20 protein-coding genes and 2 pseudogenes are annotated in these 23350 nt (G+C 66.0%); 10 read left to right on the top strand and 12 right to left on the bottom strand.

Going from position 1 to position 23350, the window contains the following annotated elements:
• Window positions 1-185: 185 nt before the first annotated feature.
• The 6 genes from uraD (at window position 186) to CBI38_RS04010 (ending at window position 7098) form a co-directional block, all read left to right on the top strand.
• Window positions 186-698: a 2-oxo-4-hydroxy-4-carboxy-5-ureidoimidazoline decarboxylase gene (gene uraD, locus CBI38_RS04035; protein ID WP_109326611.1), complete on the top strand. Its 513-nt coding sequence runs from the start codon at window positions 186-188 to the stop codon at window positions 696-698.
• Complete coding sequence (gene uraH, locus CBI38_RS04030) at window positions 698-1027, top strand: hydroxyisourate hydrolase (RefSeq protein ID WP_109326610.1); 330 nt, start codon at window positions 698-700, stop codon at window positions 1025-1027. Before uraD ends, uraH begins: the two co-directional genes overlap by 1 nt.
• A 2-nt stretch (window positions 1028-1029) precedes the next feature.
• Window positions 1030-1959 carry a factor-independent urate hydroxylase gene (gene pucL, locus CBI38_RS04025; protein WP_162603179.1) on the top strand — a complete coding sequence of 310 codons (930 nt, stop codon included), beginning with the start codon at window positions 1030-1032 and terminating at the stop codon, window positions 1957-1959.
• A 69-nt stretch (window positions 1960-2028) separates the two neighbouring features.
• A complete protein-coding gene (locus CBI38_RS04020) occupies window positions 2029-2838 on the top strand; it encodes an FAD binding domain-containing protein (protein WP_109326609.1) in 810 nt (269 codons plus the stop codon).
• On the top strand, window positions 2835-5570 hold the full coding sequence (locus CBI38_RS04015; RefSeq protein WP_109326608.1) for a molybdopterin-dependent oxidoreductase: 2736 nt from the start codon (window positions 2835-2837) through the stop codon (window positions 5568-5570). The genes CBI38_RS04020 and CBI38_RS04015 overlap by 4 nt, the downstream gene beginning before the upstream one ends.
• Before the next feature lie 121 nt (window positions 5571-5691).
• Window positions 5692-7098, top strand: coding sequence for a guanine deaminase (locus CBI38_RS04010; RefSeq protein WP_109326607.1), 1407 nt, complete (start codon window positions 5692-5694; stop codon window positions 7096-7098).
• 3 nt (window positions 7099-7101) lie between these two features.
• Here the strand turns inward: CBI38_RS04010 and CBI38_RS04005 are convergent, their stop codons facing one another.
• On the bottom strand, window positions 7102-8400 hold the full coding sequence (locus tag CBI38_RS04005) for an NAD(P)/FAD-dependent oxidoreductase (protein ID WP_109326606.1): 1299 nt from the start codon (window positions 8398-8400) through the stop codon (window positions 7102-7104).
• A gap of 152 nt (window positions 8401-8552) precedes the next feature.
• On the opposite strand from CBI38_RS04005, the gene CBI38_RS04000 reads away from it, so the two are divergent.
• The gene (locus CBI38_RS04000; protein WP_109326600.1) at window positions 8553-9470 is read left to right on the top strand and encodes a LysR family transcriptional regulator; all 918 of its coding nucleotides are present in this window, start codon (window positions 8553-8555) and stop codon (window positions 9468-9470) included.
• Between the two features lie 22 nt (window positions 9471-9492).
• Here CBI38_RS04000 and CBI38_RS03995 read toward each other — a convergent pair.
• The 4 genes and pseudogenes from CBI38_RS03995 to CBI38_RS03980 all read right to left on the bottom strand — a co-directional run bounded on the left by CBI38_RS03995 (window position 9493) and on the right by CBI38_RS03980 (window position 12742).
• Window positions 9493-9919, bottom strand: a pseudogene (locus CBI38_RS03995) (hypothetical protein).
• A gap of 87 nt (window positions 9920-10006) precedes the next feature.
• Window positions 10007-11231, bottom strand: a pseudogene (locus CBI38_RS03990) (globin domain-containing protein).
• A gap of 1 nt (window position 11232) precedes the next feature.
• A complete protein-coding gene (locus tag CBI38_RS03985) occupies window positions 11233-11706 on the bottom strand; it encodes an RrF2 family transcriptional regulator (RefSeq protein ID WP_109326599.1) in 474 nt (157 codons plus the stop codon).
• Window positions 11707-11800: 94 nt separating this feature from the next.
• Window positions 11801-12742, bottom strand: a complete 942-nt coding sequence (locus CBI38_RS03980) for an alpha/beta fold hydrolase (RefSeq protein ID WP_109326577.1) — start codon at window positions 12740-12742, stop codon at window positions 11801-11803.
• Window positions 12743-12960: 218 nt separating this feature from the next.
• On the opposite strand from CBI38_RS03980, the gene CBI38_RS03975 reads away from it, so the two are divergent.
• Entirely contained in the window at window positions 12961-13533 is a 573-nt protein-coding gene (locus CBI38_RS03975) for a nucleotidyltransferase family protein (protein WP_109326576.1), read from the top strand.
• Between the two features lie 122 nt (window positions 13534-13655).
• On the opposite strand, the gene CBI38_RS03970 is transcribed toward CBI38_RS03975, so the two are convergent.
• Window positions 13656-14477, bottom strand: a complete 822-nt coding sequence (locus tag CBI38_RS03970; protein WP_374436226.1) for an ABC transporter permease — start codon at window positions 14475-14477, stop codon at window positions 13656-13658.
• Window positions 14474-15430 carry an ATP-binding cassette domain-containing protein gene (locus CBI38_RS03965; RefSeq protein ID WP_109334837.1) on the bottom strand — a complete coding sequence of 319 codons (957 nt, stop codon included), beginning with the start codon at window positions 15428-15430 and terminating at the stop codon, window positions 14474-14476. The genes CBI38_RS03970 and CBI38_RS03965 overlap by 4 nt, the downstream gene beginning before the upstream one ends.
• A 249-nt stretch (window positions 15431-15679) precedes the next feature.
• Between CBI38_RS03965 and CBI38_RS03960 the strand changes: the two genes are divergently transcribed.
• Entirely contained in the window at window positions 15680-17326 is a 1647-nt protein-coding gene (locus tag CBI38_RS03960; protein ID WP_109326568.1) for a helix-turn-helix transcriptional regulator, read from the top strand.
• 112 nt (window positions 17327-17438) lie between these two features.
• The gene (locus CBI38_RS03955) at window positions 17439-18569 is read left to right on the top strand and encodes a flavin-containing monooxygenase (protein ID WP_109334836.1); all 1131 of its coding nucleotides are present in this window, start codon (window positions 17439-17441) and stop codon (window positions 18567-18569) included.
• Here the strand turns inward: CBI38_RS03955 and CBI38_RS03950 are convergent.
• Genes CBI38_RS03950 through CBI38_RS03930 form a run of 5 tightly spaced genes read right to left on the bottom strand, consistent with a single transcriptional unit; the run spans window position 18520 to window position 23306 of the window.
• Window positions 18520-19689 carry a lipid-transfer protein gene (locus tag CBI38_RS03950; protein ID WP_109326562.1) on the bottom strand — a complete coding sequence of 390 codons (1170 nt, stop codon included), beginning with the start codon at window positions 19687-19689 and terminating at the stop codon, window positions 18520-18522. The genes CBI38_RS03955 and CBI38_RS03950 overlap by 50 nt on opposite strands.
• Window positions 19686-20108, bottom strand: coding sequence for a MaoC family dehydratase (locus CBI38_RS03945; protein ID WP_109326561.1), 423 nt, complete (start codon window positions 20106-20108; stop codon window positions 19686-19688). The genes CBI38_RS03950 and CBI38_RS03945 overlap by 4 nt, the downstream gene beginning before the upstream one ends.
• Window positions 20108-21115: a bifunctional MaoC family dehydratase N-terminal/OB-fold nucleic acid binding domain-containing protein gene (locus CBI38_RS03940; RefSeq protein ID WP_109326546.1), complete on the bottom strand. Its 1008-nt coding sequence runs from the start codon at window positions 21113-21115 to the stop codon at window positions 20108-20110. The genes CBI38_RS03945 and CBI38_RS03940 overlap by 1 nt, the downstream gene beginning before the upstream one ends.
• Window positions 21116-21129: 14 nt before the next feature.
• Window positions 21130-22281 carry an acyl-CoA dehydrogenase family protein gene (locus CBI38_RS03935; protein WP_109326545.1) on the bottom strand — a complete coding sequence of 384 codons (1152 nt, stop codon included), beginning with the start codon at window positions 22279-22281 and terminating at the stop codon, window positions 21130-21132.
• A complete protein-coding gene (locus CBI38_RS03930) occupies window positions 22266-23306 on the bottom strand; it encodes an acyl-CoA dehydrogenase family protein (RefSeq protein ID WP_109326544.1) in 1041 nt (346 codons plus the stop codon). Before CBI38_RS03930 ends, CBI38_RS03935 begins: the two co-directional genes overlap by 16 nt.
• Between the last annotated feature and the right edge of the window lie 44 nt (window positions 23307-23350).

Here is a 23350-nt window from a genome sequence, read left to right as displayed (position 1 = left end):
TTGCTCCGGTGACCGACTACTGTGCCCTGCGGTGGTTGCACCCCGTGGGACAACTTACGTAGGGTTGCATAACCTACATAAAGTCGTCAAATCGCTCGGGTGTAACTAGATCGGTAAGTCGACGCGCCACCTGTGCGCCTTTGTGGTAGCCAGATGTACCAGAAAGGCTCACGGGAGGAGCACCGATGACCGAACCGCCCGGCCTGAGCACAGTGAACGAGTGGAGCGACGAGCAGGCCGTCGCCTTACTGACCGAGTGTTGTTCGTCGACGGTGTGGGCGCGCCGGGTGGCCGCCGCGCGGCCGTTCCGCACGGCCGAAGAGCTCTATACCCGCGCCGACGAGGTTCTCGCCGAACTCACCGAAGCCGAGATCGACGAGGCCTTGGCCGGGCATCCGCGCATCGGCGACCGCCCCGACAACGCGTCGTCGGCGCGTGAGCAGTCCGCAGTCGCTTCCGCCGACCGCGAGTTGCGGGCGAAACTTCGCGCGGGAAACGAGGAGTACGAGACAAAGTTCGGGCACGTCTACCTCGTGTGCGCGTCCGGACGTTCCGCGCAGGAACTGCTCGACGTGCTACACCGACGCCTCGACAACGACAGCAGCACCGAGCGCAGGGTTCTACGGGCGGAACTCGCCGCGATCAACCGGCTGCGTCTCGTACGGTTGCTGAACCACTCCACCGAAGGAGGACGTTGATGACCAGAATCCTCAGCACGCACGTGCTGGACGCAACGACCGGTGACCCGGCAGCAGGACTGCACGTGCGGCTCGAATCCCTCGAGGGTGAACCGATCGCCTCAGCGATGACCGACGCCGACGGCCGCATCCCCGAGATCGCACCCGAGGGCCTGATCGCGGAGACGTATTGCCTCGTGTTCGACACCGGTGACTATTTCGGTCGGCGCGGCCAGGACACCTTCTACCCGGTGGTGACCGTCACCTTCGAGTTGAGATATCCCCAGCGTGGCTACCACGTTCCGTTGTTGTTGTCCCCCTACGGCTATTCCACCTATCGCGGGAGCTGAACGTGAGTAATCCGAACAACGGCCCCCACCTCGGGGGCAAGATCGTCCTGGGTAAGAACCAGTATGGGAAGGCCGAGAATCGGATCGTCCGGATCTACCGCGAGAGCCCGCGGCACGAGATCCGGGACGTGAGCGTCTCCACCTGTCTCCGAGGTGATTTCTCCGCCGCGCACCTCGAGGGTGATCAGAGCACCGTGCTGCCCACGGATAGTCAGAAGCAGACCGCCTTCTCCTACGCGAAGGAGAAGGGACTCGATGCCATCGAGGAATACGGGCTGGCGTTGGCGCGGCATTTCGTGAACGACGTCGAACCGGTCGAGGGCGCGCGCATCGAGATCGAGGAGTACTCGTGGGCGCGGGCCGTGGTCGAGGGTGCCGAGCACGATCACACCTGGGTGCGGAAGGGCGAGGAAGTGCGTACCGCGGCCGTCACGGTCGACGCCGACGGAACATGGGTGGTCGGGGGCCTGAAGGATCTGGTGATTCTGAAATCCACGGGCAGCGAGTTCTTCGGGTTCCTGAAGGACGAGTACACCGTCCTCGAAGAGACCCACGACCGGGTGATGGCCACGTCACTCGTCGTGCAATGGCGGTTCGTCACCACCGAGGTCGACTGGAACAGCGTGTACACCGACATCAAGGAACAGATCGTGTCCACATTCGCGACGGTGCATTCGTTGGCCCTGCAGCAGACACTCTACGAAATCGGAAAGGCAGTCCTCGAGCGCTGTCCTTTGCTCGCGGAGGTGCGTCTGTCTGCGCCCAACAAGCATCACTTCGCGCACGACCTCGGGCGCTTTGGTGTGGAGAACGACAACGAGGTGTTTCACGCCGCCGACCGCCCCTACGGCCTGATCCAGGCGACGGTTCAGCGTTCCGACGCTCCGGACCCCGGGCCGGCGTGGTCTGCCTACGCAGGTTGGCTGAGTTGACGCCGAACGGCCGCCCGAGGAACAGCTCGTCGACGGGCGCCCGGTGGTCGAGCGTGGGAGGGTGACACCGTGGACCTCTCGTTCGTCACCGACATCGCCACACCGCGCACGCGCGCGGAACTTCCCGTGCCGGAACCGGGATCGGCGTACCTGGCCGGCGGAACCTGGTTGTACTCGGAACCGCAACCGGGCCTCACCCACCTGGTAGATCTCACTACTCTGGGCTGGCAGGCAGTCACGGTGCACCCCGACGAGCTCGAGGTGGCCGCCACGTGCACCATCGAAACACTCTGCCACACCGCATATCCCGATCAATGGATCGGAACAAGCCTGTTCCGCCCGTGCGCCGAAGCGCTCGTCGCGTCGTGGAAGATCTGGCACACCGCCACCGTCGGGGGAAATCTCGCGCTCGGACTGCCGGCAGGCGCCATGATCACCGCATGCTGCGCACTCGACGCCGAGGTGCTGCTCTGGGCATCCGAGGGGCGCGAACGGCGAATCCCGGTGCTCGAGTTGGTTACCGGCGCCGGGTGCACCCTGCTGAATCCGGGCGAACTGATCCGCAGCATTCATTTCCCGGGATCGGCACTCCGGAGCCGCACGACGCTCCGCAAGATCGCCTATTCGCCGCTCGGCCGGTCCGGCGCACTCCTGGCGGGACGACTCGGACCGGACGGATTCACGCTCGTCGTCACCGCGTCGACCCTGCGCCCGTTCGTACTGCGCTTCCCCGACGTTCCCGACCCTCACGCACTCGACACTGCACTGACGGAACATATTCCACTCGAGGCGTACTTCACGGACGCACACGGTGTCGTCGACTGGCGGCGCCATGTCACCGCCGTCCTCGCGGAGGAGATCAGGGAGGGACTGACATGAAGTTCACCGTCGACGGGCAGCCGGTGAACGCCGACCCGCGGCCCGGTCAGTGCCTGCGCACGCTGTTGCGGGACCACGACGTTTTCGCGGTCAAGAAGGGGTGCGACGCCGGTGATTGCGGCGCCTGCACAGTGTTGCTCGACGGCCACCCCGTGCATTCGTGCGTCATTCCGGCGCACCGTGCCGAGGGCCTCGAGGTGACGACGGCCGCGGGGCTGGGGAGCCCCGAACGACTACATCCCGTCCAGGAGCAGTTCGTCGCTGCGGCCGGCTTCCAGTGCGGATTCTGCACTCCGGGAATGGTAGTCACTGCTTCTGCGCTCACCGCCGATCAACGGGCCGACCTTCCCCGCACCCTGAAGGGAAACTTGTGCCGCTGCACAGGTTACCGCGCGATCCGGGATGCAGTCGGCGGAATCTGCACCACCGAGGACGACTCGAGCGGTCACTCCTCCGGCCGTTCGATTCCTGCCCCCGCCGCCACCCGGGTGGTGTGCGGGGCCGAACCGTACACCCTCGATGTCAGGGTCCAGGGATTGCTCCACGTCCACGTCCTCGGCAGCCCGCACGCCCATGCGCGGATCACCCGCATCGACACCGCCGCAGCGGAGGGAGTGCCCGGCGTCCACGCGGTACTCACCCACCGAGACAGCCCGGACATCGCCTTCTCCACCGCACGCCACGAACTCCGCACCGACGACCCGGACGACACCTACGTCTTCGACACCGTGCTGCGGTTCGTCGGGCAGCGTGTCGCGGCGGTGGTCGCCGACTCGGTCGACATTGCCCGCCACGCAGCGGAATTGATCGACGTCGACTACGATATTCTGGAGCCTGTGTTCGACCCGGACCTGGCACACCGGGCAGGCGCGCCCCTCCTCCACTCCGACAAGGGCGCCGAGTCGCGCATCGCGGATCCCACCCGGAATCTGGTGGCAGAGTTACACGGTGAGGTCGGCGACGTCGACTCGGGACTCGAGGCGGCCCGGGCGTCGGGCGCGGTGGTCGAGGGGACGTGGCAGACGCAGCGCGTGCAACACGTCCATCTGGAGACGCATTCCGCCATCGGCTGGCTCGACGACGAGGGGCGACTGACCCTCCGGAGCAGCACTCAGGTTCCCTTTCTCATACGCGACGAACTGGCACGACTCTTCACGCTGGACCGTTCCGGGGTCCGGGTGTTCACCGCCCGAATCGGTGGTGGATTCGGTGCCAAACAAGAAATGCTCGTCGAGGACCTCGTCGCGCTTGCGGTCTTGCGCACCGGTAAGCCCGTGCAGTACGAATTCACCCGCTCGGACCAGTTCACCACCGCGCCGTGCCGCCATCCCATGCGGGTCGCGGTGCGGGCCGGGGCCGATGGAGACGGAAGGCTGACCGCGCTCGCCGTGGACGTGCTGTCGGACGCCGGAGCCTACGGGAATCATTCCGCGGGGGTGATGTTCCACAGCTGTGGAGAGTCCGTCGCACTGTACCGCTCCCCCAACAAGCGGGTCGATGCCCGCGCCGTGTACACCAACAACTTGCCGTCGGGCGCCTTCCGCGGATACGGGCTCGGACAGGTCATTTTCGGTATCGAGTCGGCGTTGGACGAGCTTGCCCGAAAGCTGGGCATCGACCCCTTCGACTTCCGCCGCCGCAACGTGATCGTTCCGGGGGACGACTTCGTCGAAGCCGAGGTGGCGCACGACGACCTCACCTACGGGAGCTACGGGCTCGACCAGTGCCTCGATCTCGCCGAGGCAGCCCTGCGCCGGGGCAATGGAGTTACCCCACCGAAGGGCCCGCGATGGAAAGTCGGCGAGGGCATGGCGGCGTCCATGATCGCAACCATTCCGCCGCGTGGGCACTTCGCGGAAGCGTCCTGCACTCTCGTCGCGGGCGGCCACTACGAAGTGCGGGTAGGAACCGCCGAATTCGGCAACGGAACCACGACCGTGCACGCGCAGCTCGCGGCAACCGCGCTCGGCACCACCACCGATCGAATCATCATCCGCCAGTCCGACACCGACTTCACGGGGCACGACACGGGAGCGTTCGGGTCGGCCGGAAGTGTGGTTGCCGGAAAGGCAGTCGATCAGGCGTGCAGCAGTCTGCGCGCACTTCTGTCCGGAACCGCGCGCCGCATCGCCGGTGTCGCCGAGGACGCGGAATGCTCGCTGACACCGGAGGGCGTCCGGATCGGCACCCAAGTGATCGAATGGGACAAGCTCGCGGCCGAGGGCGTGCTTCGAGCCGAGGGTCGGCACGACGGCACTCCCCGCTCGGTGGTCTTCAACGTGCATGCATTCCGGGTCGCCGTCGACACGGTCACCGGTGAGGTACGAATTCTGCAGTCGGTTCAATCCGCCGACGCAGGGACCGTCCTCAATCCGCAGCAGTGCCGTGGGCAGGTCGAGGGAGGCGTAGCTCAGGCGATCGGCAGTGCGCTGTATGAAGAGATCCGCCTCGACGGCGCCGGAACGGTTCTGGGACCTCAGCTGAGGAACTATCACATCCCCCAACTGGCCGATATCCCCGAGACCGAAGTGTATTTCGCGGACACCTACGACCAATTAGGTCCGCGGGGCGCCAAATCCATGAGCGAGTCGCCGTACAACCCGGTGGCCCCGGCCTTGGCCAACGCCATTGCCGACGCCACCGGCGTTCGCTTGCGACGGTTGCCGATGACTCCGGCACGGGTGTGGCGAGAGATGACCACGGCCCGTGTCGGTCACCTCGAGGCCCCGTAGCCCGTCCCGGTTGTGTACTTGCACCTGTTCGTACGGTCGAGTGCTCGGTCTGTTTCGCCACGATATGGGTCGGATCGGTGGCATTGTGAGTACTGGCCGCTACTGGACGGGAGTTCATCACATGGCAACGCACATCCACCTCGGGCACATCTTCCACATCGCCGGCGCACCGACAGTGACCGAAGCCGCGGCCGCTCTCGTATCGATTCCCGACGGCGCACTGGTCCTGGACGATTCCGGGCGAATCGCGTTCTGCGGCGACCGAACCGAGATTCCGTCGGAATATGAGTCCGGCACCGTGCACGACCACCGGCCCGGGTTCTTGTTGCCGGGGTTCGTGGACACCCACATCCATTTTCCGCAGACCTACGCCGGCGACTCCTACGGCGGCGGACAACTGCTGGAATGGCTGACCCTGTGCATGTTCCCGTCGGAAACGAAGTTCGCCGATCCGGAGTTCGCGCAGCAAGCGGCCGTCGAGTTCACCCACCGTCGCATCTCGGCGGGCACTACGGCCGCGATGGTGTTCGGGTCGGCGTTTCCGCATGCACAGGACGCCCTGTTCACCGAGACGAAGAAGGCCGGTCTGCGTATCGTCAGCGGTCGCGGCATTCAGACTGTCGGTGTCGGCACCGCCCAGCCACTGATGACATCCGAAGAGGACGCCATCCGGCTGACCCGCGAAGAGATCGACAAGTGGCACGGCGCGGATACCGGTGATGTCGCCACCGCGCTGTTGCATGTGGCTATCGTCCCTCGGTTCTCGTTGTCGGTGACGACCGAGACCCTGAAAAACCTCGGGGAACTGTACGACGAAGTGCGGGACCGCGGGGTGTATGTGCACTCGCATCTCAACGAGAACAATCGCCCGGGAACCGGAGAGGTGGACTCGACCAAAGAGGTGTACCAGGTGAATTCATACCTGGACACCTACGACGGGAAGTTCCTGCCCGGCTCCCAGGTGGGCGGGAAGAGCCTGCTGGGCCGACGAACCATCCTCGCGCACTGCGTGCACTGCCAGGACGTCGAGCTCGAACGGATGGCCGAGACCGGTACGTCCGTCTCGCACTGTCCGGTCTCGCAGCTGTTCCTGGGATCCGGAACGATGCCGTGGAAGCGGACGGTCGCCTCGGGTGTCAACATCTCCGCGGGCACAGATTTCGGCGGCGGCGACGAATGGTTGATCCCGCGGGTGCTCGGCGATGCGTTCAAAGTGCACATCAACGAACCCGGGGACGACGGAGTATCGATGCATCCGGCCGAAATGCTGTTCATCGGTACCCTCGGCGGTGCCAGAGCCTTGGACATGGAGAACCGATTCGGTAACTTCGACGTCGGTAAGGAAGCCGACTTCGTCGTCGTCGATCCGTCCGGCACCCCGGCGCTCGACGGACTACTGCGCCATGGCATCCGCGCCGCCGACCCCGACCTGGCCCGCGATCAGACCCTGTTCGCGCTCTTGATGGGGATACGCGATACCTCCATCGCCGAGGTCTATGTCGCGGGCCGGCGGGCCGGGGCGTCCTGAGTTCTAGGCCGCCCGGTCCAGCTCGTTCGAGTCGGCAGGTTCGATCTCCTGCGCGTAGTGGAAGTGCGGGCGCCGATGACCGAGGAACGATCCACACCACGACATCACTGCCACGTAGCGGTTCCGGAATCCGACCAGGTAGACGAGGTGGACGGCAAGCCATAGGAACCAGGCGAGTACACCGGTCAACTCGATCTTGCCGACGCGGGTGATCGCGCGGAACCGGTTGATGATCGCCATGCTGCCCTTGTCCCGATAGGTGAAGGGTGTTCCGGCCGCCCGCTTTCCGTTGATGATCGCCGCGACGTGACGGCCACCCTGCATCGCGAACGGCGACTGAGCCGGGAGGTTGTTCAGCGAAGCCATGTCGCCGATGGCATAGATGTCGTCGTAGCGGCCCACAGTGAGGTCCTCGTCGACCAGCAGTCGACCGCCGCGGCCGGTCTCACACCCGGTCCGTTCCGCGAGCACCGCCGCGAAGTCGTTGGCCTGAATGCCGGCCGACCAGATGATCGTCTCCGCCGTCAGTCGCTTCTCGAACCCGTTACCGGGCGACGACAAGGTGGCACCGTGCTCGTCGATATCGGTGACCATGGTGCCGAGGACCACCTCGACCCCTGCACGCTCGAGGGAGTCCTGCGTGTACTTGCTGAGCTTGCCGCCGAACACGGGCAGCGTCTCCCCCGCACCCTCGACGAGGGTCACGGTGACGTCCTCGGCGGTGACGTCCCGCAGCGACTTCTCGAAGTAACGTCCCGCCAGTTCCTTGATCTGACCTGCCAGTTCGACCCCGGTGGGCCCCGCGCCGATCACGATGAAGTGGAGCAGATCCCGACGACGTTCCGGGTCCGACGTGGTGTGCGCCTCTTCGAAGCAGCGGACGATCTGGCGGCGCAACCGGTCGGCGTCGGCGACCGTCTTGAGGGCGTACGTGACCTCGGCGAACTCGTCGCGGCCGAAGTACGCCTGACGAGCACCCGTCGCGGCGATCAGAGTGTCGTAGCCGAGGGTGTGGCGGATCCCGCCTGCCTCGTAGACCACCTCACGCTTGTCCGGGTCGACGTCGACGACACGGCCGAGCCGGACGTCACCACTGGGATACTTGGCGAGGATGGCGCGGATGGACGGCGCGATCTCGCCGGGCGAGAGCACACCCGTGGCCACCTGGTAGAGCAGTGGCTGGAAGAGGTGCTCGGTGGTCTCGGAAATCAGCACGAACGGCGTGCCTGCCTTGCCGAGCTTCTTCGCCGCCGCGAGGGCGCCGAAACCCGATCCCACGATGACGACCTGTGTGCGATCCACCGAAAACCTCCTCTGCCAGCGTTCCTGTGCTTAGCGTTGCGTATGAGCCCACCTTATGGATCCGATGAGCCTGATTGCCAATAACCTGGGGAAATCGAAATTGTGTTATCTCGATCGCTCATAAATGCTCGTCGGCGCGGTAGCCTGGGGTCATGGAGTTCCGGCAGTTGCGCTACTTCCTCGCGGTCGGTGAAGAAGGCAGTTTTTCCCGAGCGGCGGAGCGATGCTTCATCTCGCAGTCGGCGATCAGCCACCAGATAGCCAAGCTCGAGCACGAACTCGGCACGGCCCTACTCGAACGGTCCACCCGTGCGACGCGCCTGACCGCGGCCGGCGAACGCCTCATGCCGATCGCGGCAGAAATGATGAGCCTCGAGGCGCGCGCACTCTCGGTGGGACTCGACCCCCGCAATCGGCTGCGAATCAGCGCCAGCATGAGCTTCGCCACCCAAAGCCTGGAGGCGATATCCCTTGTGCGCGAGGAGTTCCCACAGCTCGACATCGAATTCGTCATCAAGGATTTCACCGACCGCATGACCGCGGTGGCGTCCGGTGATGCAGACCTGGCCCTGATCCGCGGCGGCGTCGACAGACCAGGACTCGAAACAATCGAATTCGGCCTCGAAGATCTGGTGATCGTCACCTCGGCTCAACATCCGCTGTCCAAGTTTTCGACCGTCGACCTCAGCGAACTGGCGCCCTATCCGCTACTGCTGCCGCCGCGCAGTAGTCAGGTGCTGATCCACACCGTGGTCGAGGACGCCTTCCGGCAGGTCGGGCAACGCGTAAAGCTCGGGCCCTCGATTCCCAGCGACCACACGGCCACCCTCGACGTCCTCACCACTCCCCTGTCGTGGACCGTGTTGTACGCCGACACCGCCGACGCGACTCCCCGGCGCGGGCTCAGTTTCATGCGCGAGTCGCACGACCTCCTGCGCATCCCGGTGTGCGGGGTAGTCCGCAGCGGAACGGCAACCCGCCCCGAACTCACTCATTTGTTCCGCGCCCTCGCGCAGTCGATCGCAGGATCACGGGGAGCTGCCGACGCCGAACCCCCAGCCGACAGTTAGGCCGCCAGGATCGGCGCGCGATCTACTGGCCGAGGAGGAATATTCCGGCGATCAGGAGGGCGAGCACCTTCACCGACTCCAATCCGACATACGCCCAGTGTGCGCGAGAGCGCGGAGCTTCTTCACCGGCAAGGATCCGGTCGGACCGACGCGTCAGCCTGGGCCGGACAACGGCCAACTGCACGACGAGCACCGCGACCGCCGCCATCGCCACGACTATGACATGGACGGGTGGGGCGTCGACGACGATCGCGGCCACCAGTGCTGCCGCCCAAAGCATTTCGATGGAATTGAGAGCGCGGAAGACGAGCCGCCCGATACCCAGTCCCACTCGCACCGTGACCCCGGGGTGCCCGGAACTTCAGCGGCGCCTCCACGAACGAGATCGCCACCACCATTCCGAGCCATACGAAGGTCACGGCGATTGCTACGGCGTGCGCGGTAGTCATCTGATGTCCTTTCCGGTGCAGTCGAACTCACCCGCCACGAGACGGCTGCGCACCCTGCTCGTGTACCGAGGCGTGCCGGTGAAGTGCTCATGCAGGGGCGGCCGCCCAGCTGTCCGGGCCGAAAACCTCGTAATGAATGTTCTCGGCCGCAACATCTTTCTCGAGCAAGGCTTCGCGCATGCCCAGCATGAAGGGCAGCGGCCCACAGAGATAGGCCCGGGTGCCGGGGGCGACGGTGATCTCCCCGAGGTCGGCTCGCCCCTTCCGCAGGTCCCCCTCGGGGGCGACGCGCGCCGAGGTCCTCGTACCAGCGGTGCATGACCGCGAACGGCAACCGCTCGACGAGTTCGGTCAACTCCGCCCGGTGGGCGTGGTTACTGGGCGAGCGGTCGGCGTGCAGCACCGAGATCGGGCGGGTGTCCTCGGTGTCGGCGAGGTGGCTGAGCATGCCCATCATCGGCGTGCACCCGATGCCGGCCGAAATCAGCAGCAGCGGCGCGTCGTCGTCCTGCAGAACCAGGTCACCGAACGGGGTGGTCACGTCCAGCAGGTCATGCTCGAAAACATTGCGGTACAGAAAGTTCGACACTTCTCCCGCAGGCGAGTGCGATCCATCGGACAGCATCTGCCCGTCTACCCGTTTGACGGTGATTCGCCAATCCTCGTGCGACGGAGCGGACGAGAGGCTGTACTGGCGGATCTGCCGGGCGCCGTCGGAAAGGTGAACCCCCACCGACAGATACTGCCCCGGCGCGAAGGCGGGCAGGGACACACCGTCCACCGAGGTAAGCACGAAGGAGACGGTGTCGGCGGACTCGTGGCGGCGCTCACGGACACGTACCTGCCGCCAGACGTCACCAGGCGCGACCCCTGCTGCGCGGTAGAGACCGGCTTCCATCGCGATCAGGGTCTCGGCCATCATCCAGTACACCTCGTCCCAGGCGGCGGCCACCTCCGGAGTGACGGCGTCACCGAGCACCTCGACGATGGCGTCGAACAGATGGGTGTGCACGATCGCGTACTGGGCGGGCTCGATTCCCAGCGAGGCATGTTTGTTCGCGATCCGCGAGAGGATCAAATCGACGCGAGCCTGATCGGGTTCCAGCTGCAGAGCCGCGAACGCGGCGATCGCCCCCGCCAACGCTTTCTGCTGACCACCCTGCTTCTGGTTGCCCCGGTTGAACAGGTCGCGTTCGAGGTCGGGGTGGGCGGCAAACATTCTGCGGTAGAACAGGCTAGTGATGTCGCCGATGGCGGCACCGACCACGGGCAGCGTGGCGCGGATGATTTCCGTGGAAGTGGGCGAGAGCATGTCATTCTCCGATCGCGGAAGAGAACTGGAAATTTGTGTCGGCCGGCCGGGGCAGTCCGAGCAGGACGGCGCGGGTCGGTGATTGAGTGAGGTCGTCGATGGTGACAGTGTCGAGCGACGCGAAAAACGCTTCCTGCGCACGGCGCAGCGCCGACCGCAGCCGGCAACCCGATCGCAGCGGACACGGCTGGGCGCCGTCGCATTCGACCACCTCCCCGTCTCCCTCGAGGCGGCGGGCGAGCCACCCGACCGAGGCGGTGCGGCCGAGTTCGGTAATGGCAAGGCCGCCCCCGCGGCCGCGGCGCGCGTCGACGATGCCGAGTTCAGCGAGCCGGGTGATCACTTTTGTCGCGTGCGTGTAGGACACCGCCAATTCCTCGGCGACCTGACGGCTCCCCGGACGGTCCCCCTCTGCCGCGACGGCCAGGCGCATGACGACCCGCAAGCCGAGGTCGGTGAACCGGGTGAGCTGCATGATCTGAAAATACGTTAATTCGCATTCGATATGCGAGTTATGTGAGTGAGGTTACGTGCCGGCTGCCGGCGACACCCGGACGGGAGCGACGACGCTAGACGAGCCCGTGCCGGTCGATCCAGGTCAGCACGTGGTCGAGTACCGCGTCCGGCATCTCGAGTTGTGGGGTGTGCCCGACTCCGGGCAGTACGACGGTGTCCCACCGCGGGTTGTCGGCAGCGACCTTGCGCGCCGCGGCGACCGGAACCAGGCGGTCGCGGTCACCGTGGAGCAGGAGAACCGGTTGTTCGAGGGCGCGCATGGCCTGCAGGTAACGCTGCGGACGCGCCATCACCCGCATCAGTGACCGGCTCGCCTGCAGGAACGCGGCATCTTGCGAGGGCTGCTCGCGCCGGTACTTCGCCAGCTCGGTCGCTGCCTCGAGGACGTCCTCGGAGGCCCGTGCGGGATCGGCGAAGCACAGGTCGATGACCCGCTCGACCAGCTGACGGTCGGTCATCCGCCGGCTCGAATACTGGAGGTAACGCTCCCCGACGAAGGGCGTCATGTACATCGCGAACTGCGCAGCGATCCGCGGATGCGGCATCCGCTGCGCCGCAGGAAGCGCCGGGTCGACGAGCACGAGTGCAGCAACAGTGTCGGGGTGGGCGGACGCCTCGAACATCGAAATCATGCCGCCCATGGAATTGCCCATCAGGATCACCGGTCCACCCACCACCTCGGTGAGGAAGCGGTGAAGTACGGCCACGTTGGCGGGGATCCCCGTCTGACGTTTCCCCGCCGGGCTGAGTCCGAAACCGGGGAGATCCACCGTCAGAACCCGCGTCCGTTCCGCCAACGCCGGGGCCACCCGAACCCAGTTGAGATGGGACCCACCGAGGCCGTGCACCATCACCACCGGCAGCGACCCTGCTTCCGGATCGCCGTACTCGACCCAGTGGACGGGTCCGTCGATGTCGATGACACTGCCCGAGCCACCCCACGACCGCGCGAACGTCCGACCGGCCGGCGAGCCGCCTCGTTTCGGATCGAGCATGCGTCCATCCCCTTCGATGCGTCGTCTCGGCGTCGCGCCTCTCACTGTGCGGAGGCCGGTGCCGGTCAGTCTACGACCGATGTTCCTCCAGGCCCCGGAGCCAACTTCTCGAAGGAGAAGTAGCGTGAACGCGTGCCGTACTTGCCTCCGAGTTCCGAGAACGCCGACAGCGAGCCGATCGCGGTGTCGACGGCCGAACGGGCCGCGGTCGTCCAGCCGTGACGATCGGGGGCATGCTGCTCGCCGCGGGAGGCGGCTCGCGGATGGGTATGCCCAAGGCGCTCGTCGTCGGCGTCGACGGAGAACCGTGGCTGGGGCGTGGCGTCCGCATTCTTGCGGAGGCCGGATGCCGTCCCGTCCTCGTAGTCCTCGGCGCCCGCGCCGACGAGGCAGAGAGTCTGCTACCCGACGGCGTACCGGTCGTCGTGGGTGTGGCGAAAGACTGGCAGCAGGGCATGTCGGCGTCGCTGCGACGAGGTTTGGAGGTTGCGGAGACGTTCGACAACGTCGACGCCATCGTCATCACCCTCGTCGATCTGCCCGACCTGGACGCCGACGCTGTACGCCGCATCGCCTCCGTTCCGCCGGGCAGCGCACGAGCGGCCTTGCGGCAAGCCCGTTACACCGACGCACCCGGACATCCCGTCCTCATCGGCCGCGACCACTGGGAAGCTCTACGTCACAGCCTCACCGGCGACACCGGCGCGAGGCAGTACCTCGCCGCTCACGGAGCCGAGATGGTCGACTGCTCCGACCTCGGAACCGGCCGGGACGTCGATTCCCGCGATTAATTGCAGCCCCGTGGCCCTTCCCCCTGTACGAACGGGACGTTCGTTCGATCCAACGCAACGAGCGTCCCGTTGATGCATCAGAGCAGCGACGGTCACCGGGAGCAGCGGCAGCCGGCGACACGTCAGCGGCTGACCGCCTTCTTGTAACGCCGGATCGCGAACGGAACGAAGATGACGAGCAGTACCGCCGTCCATGCCAGCGACGCGATCACGGGATTTTGCAATGGCCAGGCGTCGGGAACTGCCATGGCGGGGTTCGTGTTTCCGAACAATTCGCGCACGGCCTGGGTGAGTGCGGACACCGGGTTCCACTCCGCGATCACTTTGAGCGGTCCCGGCAGGTTGGTGGTTTCGACGAACGTGTTCGCGACGAAGGACAACGGGAAGATGACGATGAAGCTGGCATTGTTGAACACTTCGGGCGTGCGGATCCACAGCCCCACCACGGCCATCACCCACGACAGCGCATAGGCGAACAGCAGCAGAAGCAGGTAGCCCAGTACGGCCTCACCCACACTCGAGTGGATACGCCATCCGATGACGAGACCCGTCAGCGACATCACCACGAGACTGACGATGTTGATCAGCACGTCGGTGGACGTCCGTCCCAGGAGAACCGCTGAGGGCGCCATCGGAAGCGATCGAAACCGGTCGATGATCCCTTTCTGCACATCCTCGACCATGCCGAGTCCGGTCCACGTCGCCCCGAAGATGACCGTCTGGGTGAAGATTCCGGCGATCAGGAACTCGCGATACGACATCCCGGGAACTTCGATGGCACTTCCGAATACGTATGCGAACAGCAGCACGAACATGATCGGCGACAGCGTGGTGAAGACGATGAGGTCGGGCACGCGTTTGATCTTGATCATGTTGCGCTTGGCGATGGTGAGACCGTCGGCGAGTGCGGTGTGCATCGGGGCGGTGGTTGGTGGTGCGGTCATGAGACTTGCTCCTCCTCGGCCTCGTGCCCGGTGAGGGTGAGGAACACGTCGTCGAGCGTGGGCCGGCGCAACCCGACGTCGAATACCTTCACCCCACGATCGGACAGCCGGCCCAGGGCCTCGACCAGTGCGTCCGAACCCCCGGACACCGGGACGGTGACCCGGCGGACGTTGTCTTCGATGGTGATCGGGCCGGCGGCCAGGGGTGTGAGTTCGTTTCGCACCACCTCGAGATCGGCACCTTCCCGGACGGTCAGTTCGATGCGCTCACCACCGACGCGATCCTTCAGCTCGTCGGCGGTCCCACGTGCGATCACGCTGCCGCGGTCGATGACGGCGATCTGATCGGCGAGCCGCTCCGCCTCTTCCATGTACTGGGTGGTGAGCAGCAGGGTGGTGCCCTTGGCCACGAGGCCGTCGATGACGTCCCACAATCCGAGTCTGGCCCGGGGATCCAGTCCGGTGGTGGGTTCGTCGAGGAAAAGGACCTCCGGCTCTGCCACCAGGGCGCCCGCCAGGTCGAGGCGGCGTCTCATGCCGCCGGAGTACCCCTTCACGGGCCGGTCCCCGGCTTCCACCAGATCGAACTGTTCGAGCAACTCGCGGGCCCGGGCTTTGCTTCGCTTGGCACCGAGGTGGTAGAGCCTGCCCACCATCTCGAGGTTCTCGAAACCGGTGAGGTATTCGTCGACCGCTGCGTACTGGCCGGACGCACCGATCCGCGACCGAAGAGCCCGGGCGTCGTGGATGACGTCGAGACCCGCCACCCGGGCCCATCCTTCGTCCGGGACGAGAAGGGTAGTGAAGACGCGTACCGCGGTGGTCTTGCCTGCACCGTTCGGCCCAAGCAGGGCCATGACGCTTCCCGCGCGGACCGCGAGATCTACACCGCCGAGCGCGGTGACCTTTCCGTACCGTTTCACCAGCCCCTCGGCTGCGATCGCGTCGACCATCAGAACTCCCCGTTCCTCGGCGTGTGAACCCAGTGTGACTCGAGGCGCCGACAGGGTGCAGGGAATATAGGCCCCCGCCTCCTGGTCTGCGGACCAGAACCCGTCTTCAGGCGCGATGCAACGACTCCACAGCGACCACGCGAGGGCAGCGAGGGCAGCGAGGGCAGCGAGGGCAGCGAGGGCAGCGAGCGCGGCGGTAATCTGGATGCGAGCGCCTCCACAACACTGCGAAACCGGCAGGAGAAGGTGATGTCCGACGACACGTCGGCGCTCCGGACCGGCCGCGAGGCCTACACCCGGCAAGACTGGAGCGTCGCCTATACCCAACTGTCGAACGCCGATCGGCAGGAACCGCTCGGGGGTACGGATCTCGAGCGACTCGCGGTCGCTGCCTATCTGATCGGTGAGGACGACGCCGCTACCGAGTTCTGGACGCGGGCCGTGAACCAGTGGGGACGCAGCAGCGATCCCGTGAGCGCGGCGCGCTGCGCATTCTGGCTCGGACTCGCCCTGTCCCTCAGAGGTGAGCAGGTTCGCGGTGGCGGCTGGTTGGGCAGGGCACAGAAGCTACTGGACACCACGGGTGTCGACTGCCCCGAACGCGGCTACCTCCTGGTCCCCCTGGGACTCCAGCGCCTGGCCGAGGGAGACGGCGCCGCAGCGCGGGAGGTGTTCTCCACCGCAGCAGTCATCGGTGAACGGTTCGCCGATCCCGACCTCATCTCGCTGGGCGCGCTCGGGACGGGCCATGCGCTGATCGTGCTGGGGCGCCACCTCGACGGCGTTGCGGCCTTCGACGAGGCCATGATCCGGGTGACGTCCGAGGAGGTGTCTCCCATCGTCACCGGAATCGTGTATTGCGCTGTGATCGAGCAGTGCCAGCGCATTTTCGACCTCCGCCGCTCGCAGGAATGGACTGCCGCACTGACGCGGTGGTGTTCGGCGCAGCCGGACCTGGTGCCCTACCGCGGCCAATGCCTCGTCCACCGTGCCGAGATCCTGCAACTGCAGGGCGCGTGGGCGGAATCCATGGAGGCGGCCCGGCGTGCACACCGAAGACTCACCCAGCCGACGGTGCACGCCGCCGTGGGGTCCGCCAGCTATCTGATGGCTGAGCTCCATCGACTGCGCGGTGAGTTCGCGCAGGCCGAAAAGCTGTACACGGAAGCGAACAAGTGGGGTAGGCCGCCGCGGCCCGGGCTTGCCCTGCTGCGAATGATGCAGGGCCGGGTCGGCAGCGCGGTGGCCTGCATCCGGCGTGAGGTGGACGAGACGCTCGATCCACTCGAGCAGGCACGACTCCTCCCGGCATGCGTCGAGATCATGCTCGCCGCGCACGACGTCGCATCGGCCCGCGCCGCCGCAGCAGCACTCGAAACCCTCGCCGCACGCCTCGACATCCCTTACCTCCACGCCGTGGCCGCGCAGGCGTCGGGGTCGGTTCTGCTCGCGGAATCCCAGGCTCAGAACGCAGTGGCCGTCCTCCGCGAGGCGTGGGAACGGTGGAACCTGATCGGGGCGCCGTACGAGGCGGCACGCGTGCGGGAGCTGATCGGGCGGGCGTGCCGCGAGCTCGGCGACGTGGACACCGCGCGGATGGAGTTCGATCTCGCCGCCGCGACCTACCGCGACCTGGCCGCTGCTCCCGATCTGGAACGGGTACGGACGGAAGTCGGAACCGAATCCTCGGCTTCGCCCCTGACTCCCCGTGAGCTGAATGTGCTCCGCCTCGTGGCCGCGGGGAAGACGAATCGCGCCGTCGCCGAGGACCTGTTCCTCAGCGAGAAGACGGTGGCCCGGCATCTGAGCAACATCTTCCTCAAACTGGGAATCTCTTCCCGCTCCGCTGCGACCGCGTATGCCTACGAGCATCGTCTCGTGGAGCCGTCTGCATAGAACTACCCATGCCGGGTGGAGAATTCTGCATCATTCTCCCGAAGCCCCCCGGCCGGGTGCGGTCATAGCGTCGTAGCTGACGATTTCCACCCTCGACGAAGAGGCAATGACCATGACTACAGAACAGTTCGACACGATCGTGATCGGCGCCGGGCAGGCCGGTCTCGCGACCGGATACCACCTCGCCAGGCGCAAGCAACGGTTCGTCATTCTCGACGCCCACGACCGGGTGGGTGACGTGTGGCGGGAGCGGTTCGACTCGCTCCGTCTCTACAGCCCAGCCAAATACGACGGCCTGCCCGGTTGGGGCATTCCCGCACGTTCGTGGACATGGCCCGGCAAAGACGAGGTGGCCGACTACTTCGAGGCGTATGCGGGCAGGTTTTCCCTCCCCGTTCGCACCGGTGTCACGGTGGACGGACTTTCGCGGGGCGGCGACGGGTACGTCGTCACAGCCGGGGCCCAGACTTTCGAGGCCACCAATGTCGTGGTCGCGTCCGGCACCTGGCAGACACCTGTCATCCCGGATCTCGCCGAGCAACTCGACCCCCGGATCAGGCAACTGCACTCCAGCGACTACCGCAACCCCGCCCAGTTGCAGGACGGACCCGTGCTGGTGGTCGGGTGCAGCCACTCCGGCGCGGACATCGCGTTGGAGGTTTCTCGAGCACATCGGACCACGATCTGCGGCCCTGTCCGCGGCGAGGTGCCGTTCGACATCGAGGGACGCGCCGCGCACATCGCGATCCCGATCATGTGGTTCATGGCCAATCACATTCTCACGGAACGCACTCCGATGGGACGGAAGATGCGACCGCACGTCCGGTCCGGCGGCGGCCCACTCCTACGGGTCAAGCGAGCCGACCTTGCCGATGCCGGGGTAGAACACTTCCCCGCGAAAGTCACGGGCGTGCGCGATGGCAGGCCCGTCCTCGACGACGGAACCGAGTTGGACGTCCGAAACATTATCTGGTGCACGGGTTTCACCAAGGACACCTCGTGGATCCGGATCCCGGTGACCGGCGCCGACGGATGGCCCGAGCAATCCCGCGGGGTCTCGCCGGACCATCCCGGACTGTACTTCGTGGGTCTCCCGTTCCTCCGGGCGTTCGCCTCGATGCTCACCGGCGGTGTCGGCAGAGATGCCGAGTACGTCGCGAAACACATTGCGCGGCGGAGTAACAGGCCGGAGGTCAGGCCGTCAGCACCAGACCTGACGTCGGGACACCCGTCCCCGCGGTGACGAGCACGTGCTGCACGTCCTTCACCTGGTTCACCGACGTGCCGCGGATCTGCCGGACGCCCTCGGCGATGCCGTTCATCCCGTGGATGTAGGCCTCGCCGAGCTGGCCGCCGTGAGTGTTGAGGGGTAGCCGGCCGCCGATGTCGATGGCACCGTCGGCGATGAAGTCCTTGGCCTCTCCGCGACCGCAGAACCCGAGTTCCTCGAGCTGCATCAATACGTAGGGAGTGAAGTGGTCGTAGAGCACCGCCATATCGATGTCCTGCGGCCCGAGCCCCGCCTGTTCCCACAGCTGCCTGCCCACCAGTGCCATTTCCGGTAATCCCGCGAGTTCGGGCCGGTAATAGCTCGTCATGATGTACTGGTCGCTGCCGCTCCCCTGCGCTGCTGCCGCGATCACAGCGGGTTTCTGCCTCAAATTCCTGGCTCGCTCGGGCGAGGTGACGACAATCGCGATGCCGCCGTCGGACTCCTGACAGCAGTCGAGGAGGTGCAGGGGTTCGGCGATGAACCGGGAGTTCTGGTGATCCTCGAGGGTGATCGGTTTGCCGTAGAAGAAGGCCTGCGGGTTGTTGGCCGCGTGCTTCCGGTCGGTGACGGCGATCCGGCCGAAGTCGGCACTCGTCGCGCCGTACTCGTGCATGTAGCGCTGGGCCACCATCGCGACGAATGCGGCCGGAGTGGACAGGCCGTGCGGGTACGAGAACGCGTTGTCGGTCCCCGAGGAATTCACCTGCTGCACCAGACCCGAATTCACCTGGCCGAACCGCATTCCGGAACGCTCGTTGAATGCCCGGTACGCCACCACCACGTCGGCGACCCCGGTCGCCACGGCCATCGCAGCCTGCTGCACGGTCGCACACGCCGCTCCGCCGCCGTAGTGGATGCGGCTGAAGAATTTCAGGTCCGGGATCCCGACCGAACGGGCCACGGCCGCCTCGGTATTGGTGTCCATGGTGAACGAGGTGAGCCCGTCGACGTCGGCCGGTGTCAGGCCGGCGTCGTCCAGTGCCGCGAGCACGGCCTCGGCCGCCAACCGCAATTCGCTGCGTCCGGAATCCTTCGAGAAATCGGTGGCGCCGATGCCGGCGATGACAGCCTTCCCCGACAATCCCTTCATGCCCCGGCTCCGTTCGTGGTTCCGTTCAGCACGAGCGTCACCTGCGACGTGATGTGGTAACCGAGCGAGTTCCTGCCGAGCACGTCGAGGCTGACGACACCTTCGTCGATCGCGGCCACTGTTCCGCTGAGCGTCAAGGTGTCGTAGGCGTACCACGGAACTCCGAGCCGGAGCGCGATCGACTTGATGACGGCGGTCGGACCTGCCCAGTCGGTCACGAACCGCTGCACCAGACCGGTGTCGGTGAGGATGTTCACGAAGATGTCCTTCGACCCTCGCTTCTGCGCCAGATCGCGGTCGTGGTGGACGTCCTGAAAATCGCGGGTGGCCAGCGCGGACGACACCACGAACGTGGGATCGCCTGCAATCGCGAGCTCCGGCAGGGTGGTGCCGACCGTGACGTCGAGAGTAGAGGTCATCAGTGCTCCTTCGTCGCAGGCTGCCACGCGTACAGGGTCCACGGCGCCCCACCGGTGTCGTCGTCGCCGGGAAAGTCGAGGTAGATCGCCTCCACGGGCATTCCCACGCTCACCGCGGACGACTCCATGCCGCGCAGTTCACCGAGCATGCGGACACCCTCCTCGAGTTCGACGAGGGCCACCACGAAGGGCAGTGAGCGCCCCGGCACTTTCGGCCCGTGATGAACGACGAAACTGAACACGGTGCCGCGGCCGGAGGCCACGAGGTAGTCCGTCGACTCCGCCTTGTCCTTCCACAGCGCCGGTACCGGCGGATGCTGCAGGGACCCGTCCGCCCGCTTCTGGATACGCAATTCGTGCGCGGCGACACCGTCCCAGAAGAATTGGGTGTCCTGAGATGCGCTGGGCCGCATCATCTTCGATGGGTCCAGGTCGTCGAAGGACGCGCTCTGACCGTTCGCCGAAGGTGCCACCGGTTCAGCGGGTTTCGGGGCGAACTTCAGGATGCGGAAAAGCATCTCGGCCACGACCTCGTCGGCGCCCTCGTCGTCCGCGACCGTCCACCGGCTGCGGGTGGTGAAGAACCACCCCTCGCCGAGGCCCGTCTTCTTCGGTCCCACGACGTCTTCGAGCGTCGTGGAGATGGTGACCTCCTCACCGACCTTCAGGTAGCGGTGGTAGGTCTGATCGCAGTTGGTGGCGACGACGGACGTGTACCCGGCCTCGTCGAGGATGGTCGTCATGCGGCCCAGCGGGTCGTCGGGCTGGCGTTCGGCGTGCAGCCCCTGCATGGTCCATACCTGCGCCATCGCCGGTGGGGCGACGATACCGTCGTGACCTGCGGCCCGCGCGGCGTCCTCGTCGACGTAGATGGGGTTCCGGTCGCCGATCGCCTCTACCCAGTTGCGAATCATCGGTAGGTTGACCGGGTCCCGTCCGGGCCGCGGTGCGCTGGGACCGGCGGATCGGACCTTCTCGGCTGCAACGAGGATCTGTTCGGCACTCATGATGCGCGGCGCTCCTATCGCGGTACTCGGGGAAGCTTCAGGCCTGCCGTCGCGATCAGTTCGCGCATCACCTCGTTGACTCCCCCACCGAAGGTGATGACCAGGTTTCGCTTCGTCTGCATGTCGAGCCAGGTCATCAGGTGGGCCGTATCCGGGTCGGACGGGTCACCGTAGCGTCCGATGATCTCCTCCACGAGCCTTCCGATGCGCTGGATCCGCTCGGTGGCAAACACTTTCGTTGCCGAAGCATCGGCAATGTCGATCGCCTCCGCGTCACTCGAGGCGACCTGCCAGTTGAGCAGTTCGTTCAGCCGATACGTTGCGTGGATCTCTCCGAGCGCACGCCGCACGTCGGGCTCGGCGAGCAGACCGTGGGCGACCACCCAGTCGCGAATGCGGTCGTAGAGGCCACCCACGCGGCCCGCCGGCCCCAGCATGACCCGCTCGTGGTTGAGCTGGGTCGTGATCAGCCGCCACCCCTGGTTCTCCTCACCCACAAGCATATTCACCGGTACTCGAACATCGGAGTAGTAGGTGGCGTTGACGTGATGGGCTCCGTCGCAGGTGATGATCGGTGTCCAGCTGTAGCCCGGATCCTTCGTATCCATGATCAGGATCGAGATCCCGCGGTGACGCGAATCCGCCGAACCCGTCCGGACGGCGAGCCACAGGTAGTCGGCGTCGTGACCCCCCGTGGTGAAAATTTTCTGGCCGTTCACGATGTATTCGTCGCCCACCCGGACGGCCGTGGTCCGCAGAGCCGCGAGGTCGGTGCCGGCCTCGGGTTCGGTATAACCGATCGCGAAATGCACTTCGCCTGCGAGGATTGCCGGGAGGAACTTGCGCTTCTGCTCGTCCGTTCCGTACTTCTGGAGGGTCGGGCCCACTGTTTGCAAGGTGACCGCCGGAAGTGGAATGTCCGCGCGCGTAGCCTCGTTCACGAAAATCTGCTGTTCGATCTCGCCGAATCCCCGGCCGCCGAATTCCACCGGCCAGCCCACGCCGAGCCAGCCGTCCTTGCCCATCCGCCGGATCACCTCACGGTAGGTGGGGCCGTGCCGTTCGGTGCGCATGATCTCGGCCTCGGCAGGCGTGACGAGGCCCGAGAAGTAACGCCGTAGTTCCGCTTGCAACTCTCGTTGCTCGTCGGTCAGATCGATGAACACCGGGCCCCCACGAGGTCGAGTCGGTACGAGGCGCCGCCGACGAGACGCGCCAGATCTTTGGCAGTCGAGTAGTAGCGGTGCAGCGGATAGGTGACGTCGACGCCGATTCCGCCGTGGAGGTGGTGCAGCACCTGCATGGCTGCGGGAACCTCCGCGGCGATCCAGTACGCCATCACATCGAGGTCGTCCTGAGCGTCGAGCCCCTGCGACACCCGCCACGATGCCGACAGTGCGGACACGTGCAAGGTGCGGGAGGTGACATAGACGTCGGCGATCTGCTGGGCGACCGCCTGGAACGTCGCCAACGGCTTGCCGAACTGCTGCCGGGTGGCGAGATGCCCACCCGCCAGAAGTGTTGCTCCCGAGAGCAACCCGTCGGCCACGGCACCGATGGAGGCGAGGGCGATCCGATAGAGCTGCTGGACCGCTTCCGGTCCACCGGCGAGGAGTTCACCCCGCGCTCCGTCGAAGGTGACGGCGAATTCGGGACTGCCGGACGACGAGGGTGTGGGAGTCAACGACACCCCGTCCGACCCCGGCTGCACCAGCACGACGCCGACGTCGGTCGGCACGAGGATGCGGTGGGCACCTTCGGCATAGGGGACGGCCACGACGCATCCGGTGACGAGGTAGTCGCTCCCCTCCGCCACCGCGGTCACCGACGGCGGCGCCGGGAACGGCCTCCCGGGCTCGGCGAGCGCCGCGGTGAAGGTTCGTCCGTCCGCAAGCCCGCTCAGCAACTCGCCCTGTTGCCTCTCGTCACCGAGTGCAACGAGGGGCAGCACCCCGAAACCCAGCGTCGCGAGGGCGGGGATGACCGCCGCACTGCGCCCGACCTCGGTGAGCAGCGCACCGACGTCGGTGACCGAGAGGCCCTCCCCACCGAGACGTTCGGGTAACGCGAGTGTGAGCAGGTCGGCCTCGGCAAAGGCGCGCCACAGAGCGTCGCCCTCGAGGTCGCGGTCCAGAAGTCCCGTCGCAACCTGGGCGATCGCCTCCTGAGTCTCGTCTCGGGTGAAGTCCACCTGGCATTCCCACTTTCGATTTAGAACGTGTTCTAGTTGTATCA

The organism is Rhodococcus oxybenzonivorans, assembly GCF_003130705.1.
GTDB lineage: Bacteria > Actinomycetota > Actinomycetes > Mycobacteriales > Mycobacteriaceae > Rhodococcus_F > Rhodococcus_F oxybenzonivorans.
This window is presented reverse-complemented; position numbering and strand designations above follow the sequence as displayed.

What these genes read in the sequence shown, in the direction of transcription:
- uraD (WP_109326611.1), top strand. Translation starts at nt 186, where the DNA reads ATGACCGAACCGCCCGGCCTGAGCACAGTGAACGAGTGGAGCGACGAG.
- uraH (WP_109326610.1), top strand. Translation starts at nt 698, where the DNA reads ATGACCAGAATCCTCAGCACGCACGTGCTGGACGCAACGACCGGTGAC.
- CBI38_RS04015 (WP_109326608.1), top strand. Translation starts at nt 2,835, where the DNA reads ATGAAGTTCACCGTCGACGGGCAGCCGGTGAACGCCGACCCGCGGCCC.
- CBI38_RS04010 (WP_109326607.1), top strand. Translation starts at nt 5,692, where the DNA reads ATGGCAACGCACATCCACCTCGGGCACATCTTCCACATCGCCGGCGCA.
- CBI38_RS04000 (WP_109326600.1), top strand. Translation starts at nt 8,553, where the DNA reads ATGGAGTTCCGGCAGTTGCGCTACTTCCTCGCGGTCGGTGAAGAAGGC.
- CBI38_RS03985 (WP_109326599.1), bottom strand. Translation starts at nt 11,706, where the DNA reads ATGCAGCTCACCCGGTTCACCGACCTCGGCTTGCGGGTCGTCATGCGC.
- CBI38_RS03980 (WP_109326577.1), bottom strand. Translation starts at nt 12,742, where the DNA reads ATGCTCGATCCGAAACGAGGCGGCTCGCCGGCCGGTCGGACGTTCGCG.
- CBI38_RS03970 (WP_374436226.1), bottom strand. Translation starts at nt 14,477, where the DNA reads ATGACCGCACCACCAACCACCGCCCCGATGCACACCGCACTCGCCGAC.
- CBI38_RS03965 (WP_109334837.1), bottom strand. Translation starts at nt 15,430, where the DNA reads ATGGTCGACGCGATCGCAGCCGAGGGGCTGGTGAAACGGTACGGAAAG.
- CBI38_RS03960 (WP_109326568.1), top strand. Translation starts at nt 15,680, where the DNA reads ATGTCCGACGACACGTCGGCGCTCCGGACCGGCCGCGAGGCCTACACC.
- CBI38_RS03955 (WP_109334836.1), top strand. Translation starts at nt 17,439, where the DNA reads ATGACTACAGAACAGTTCGACACGATCGTGATCGGCGCCGGGCAGGCC.
- CBI38_RS03950 (WP_109326562.1), bottom strand. Translation starts at nt 19,689, where the DNA reads ATGAAGGGATTGTCGGGGAAGGCTGTCATCGCCGGCATCGGCGCCACC.
- CBI38_RS03945 (WP_109326561.1), bottom strand. Translation starts at nt 20,108, where the DNA reads ATGACCTCTACTCTCGACGTCACGGTCGGCACCACCCTGCCGGAGCTC.
- CBI38_RS03940 (WP_109326546.1), bottom strand. Translation starts at nt 21,115, where the DNA reads ATGAGTGCCGAACAGATCCTCGTTGCAGCCGAGAAGGTCCGATCCGCC.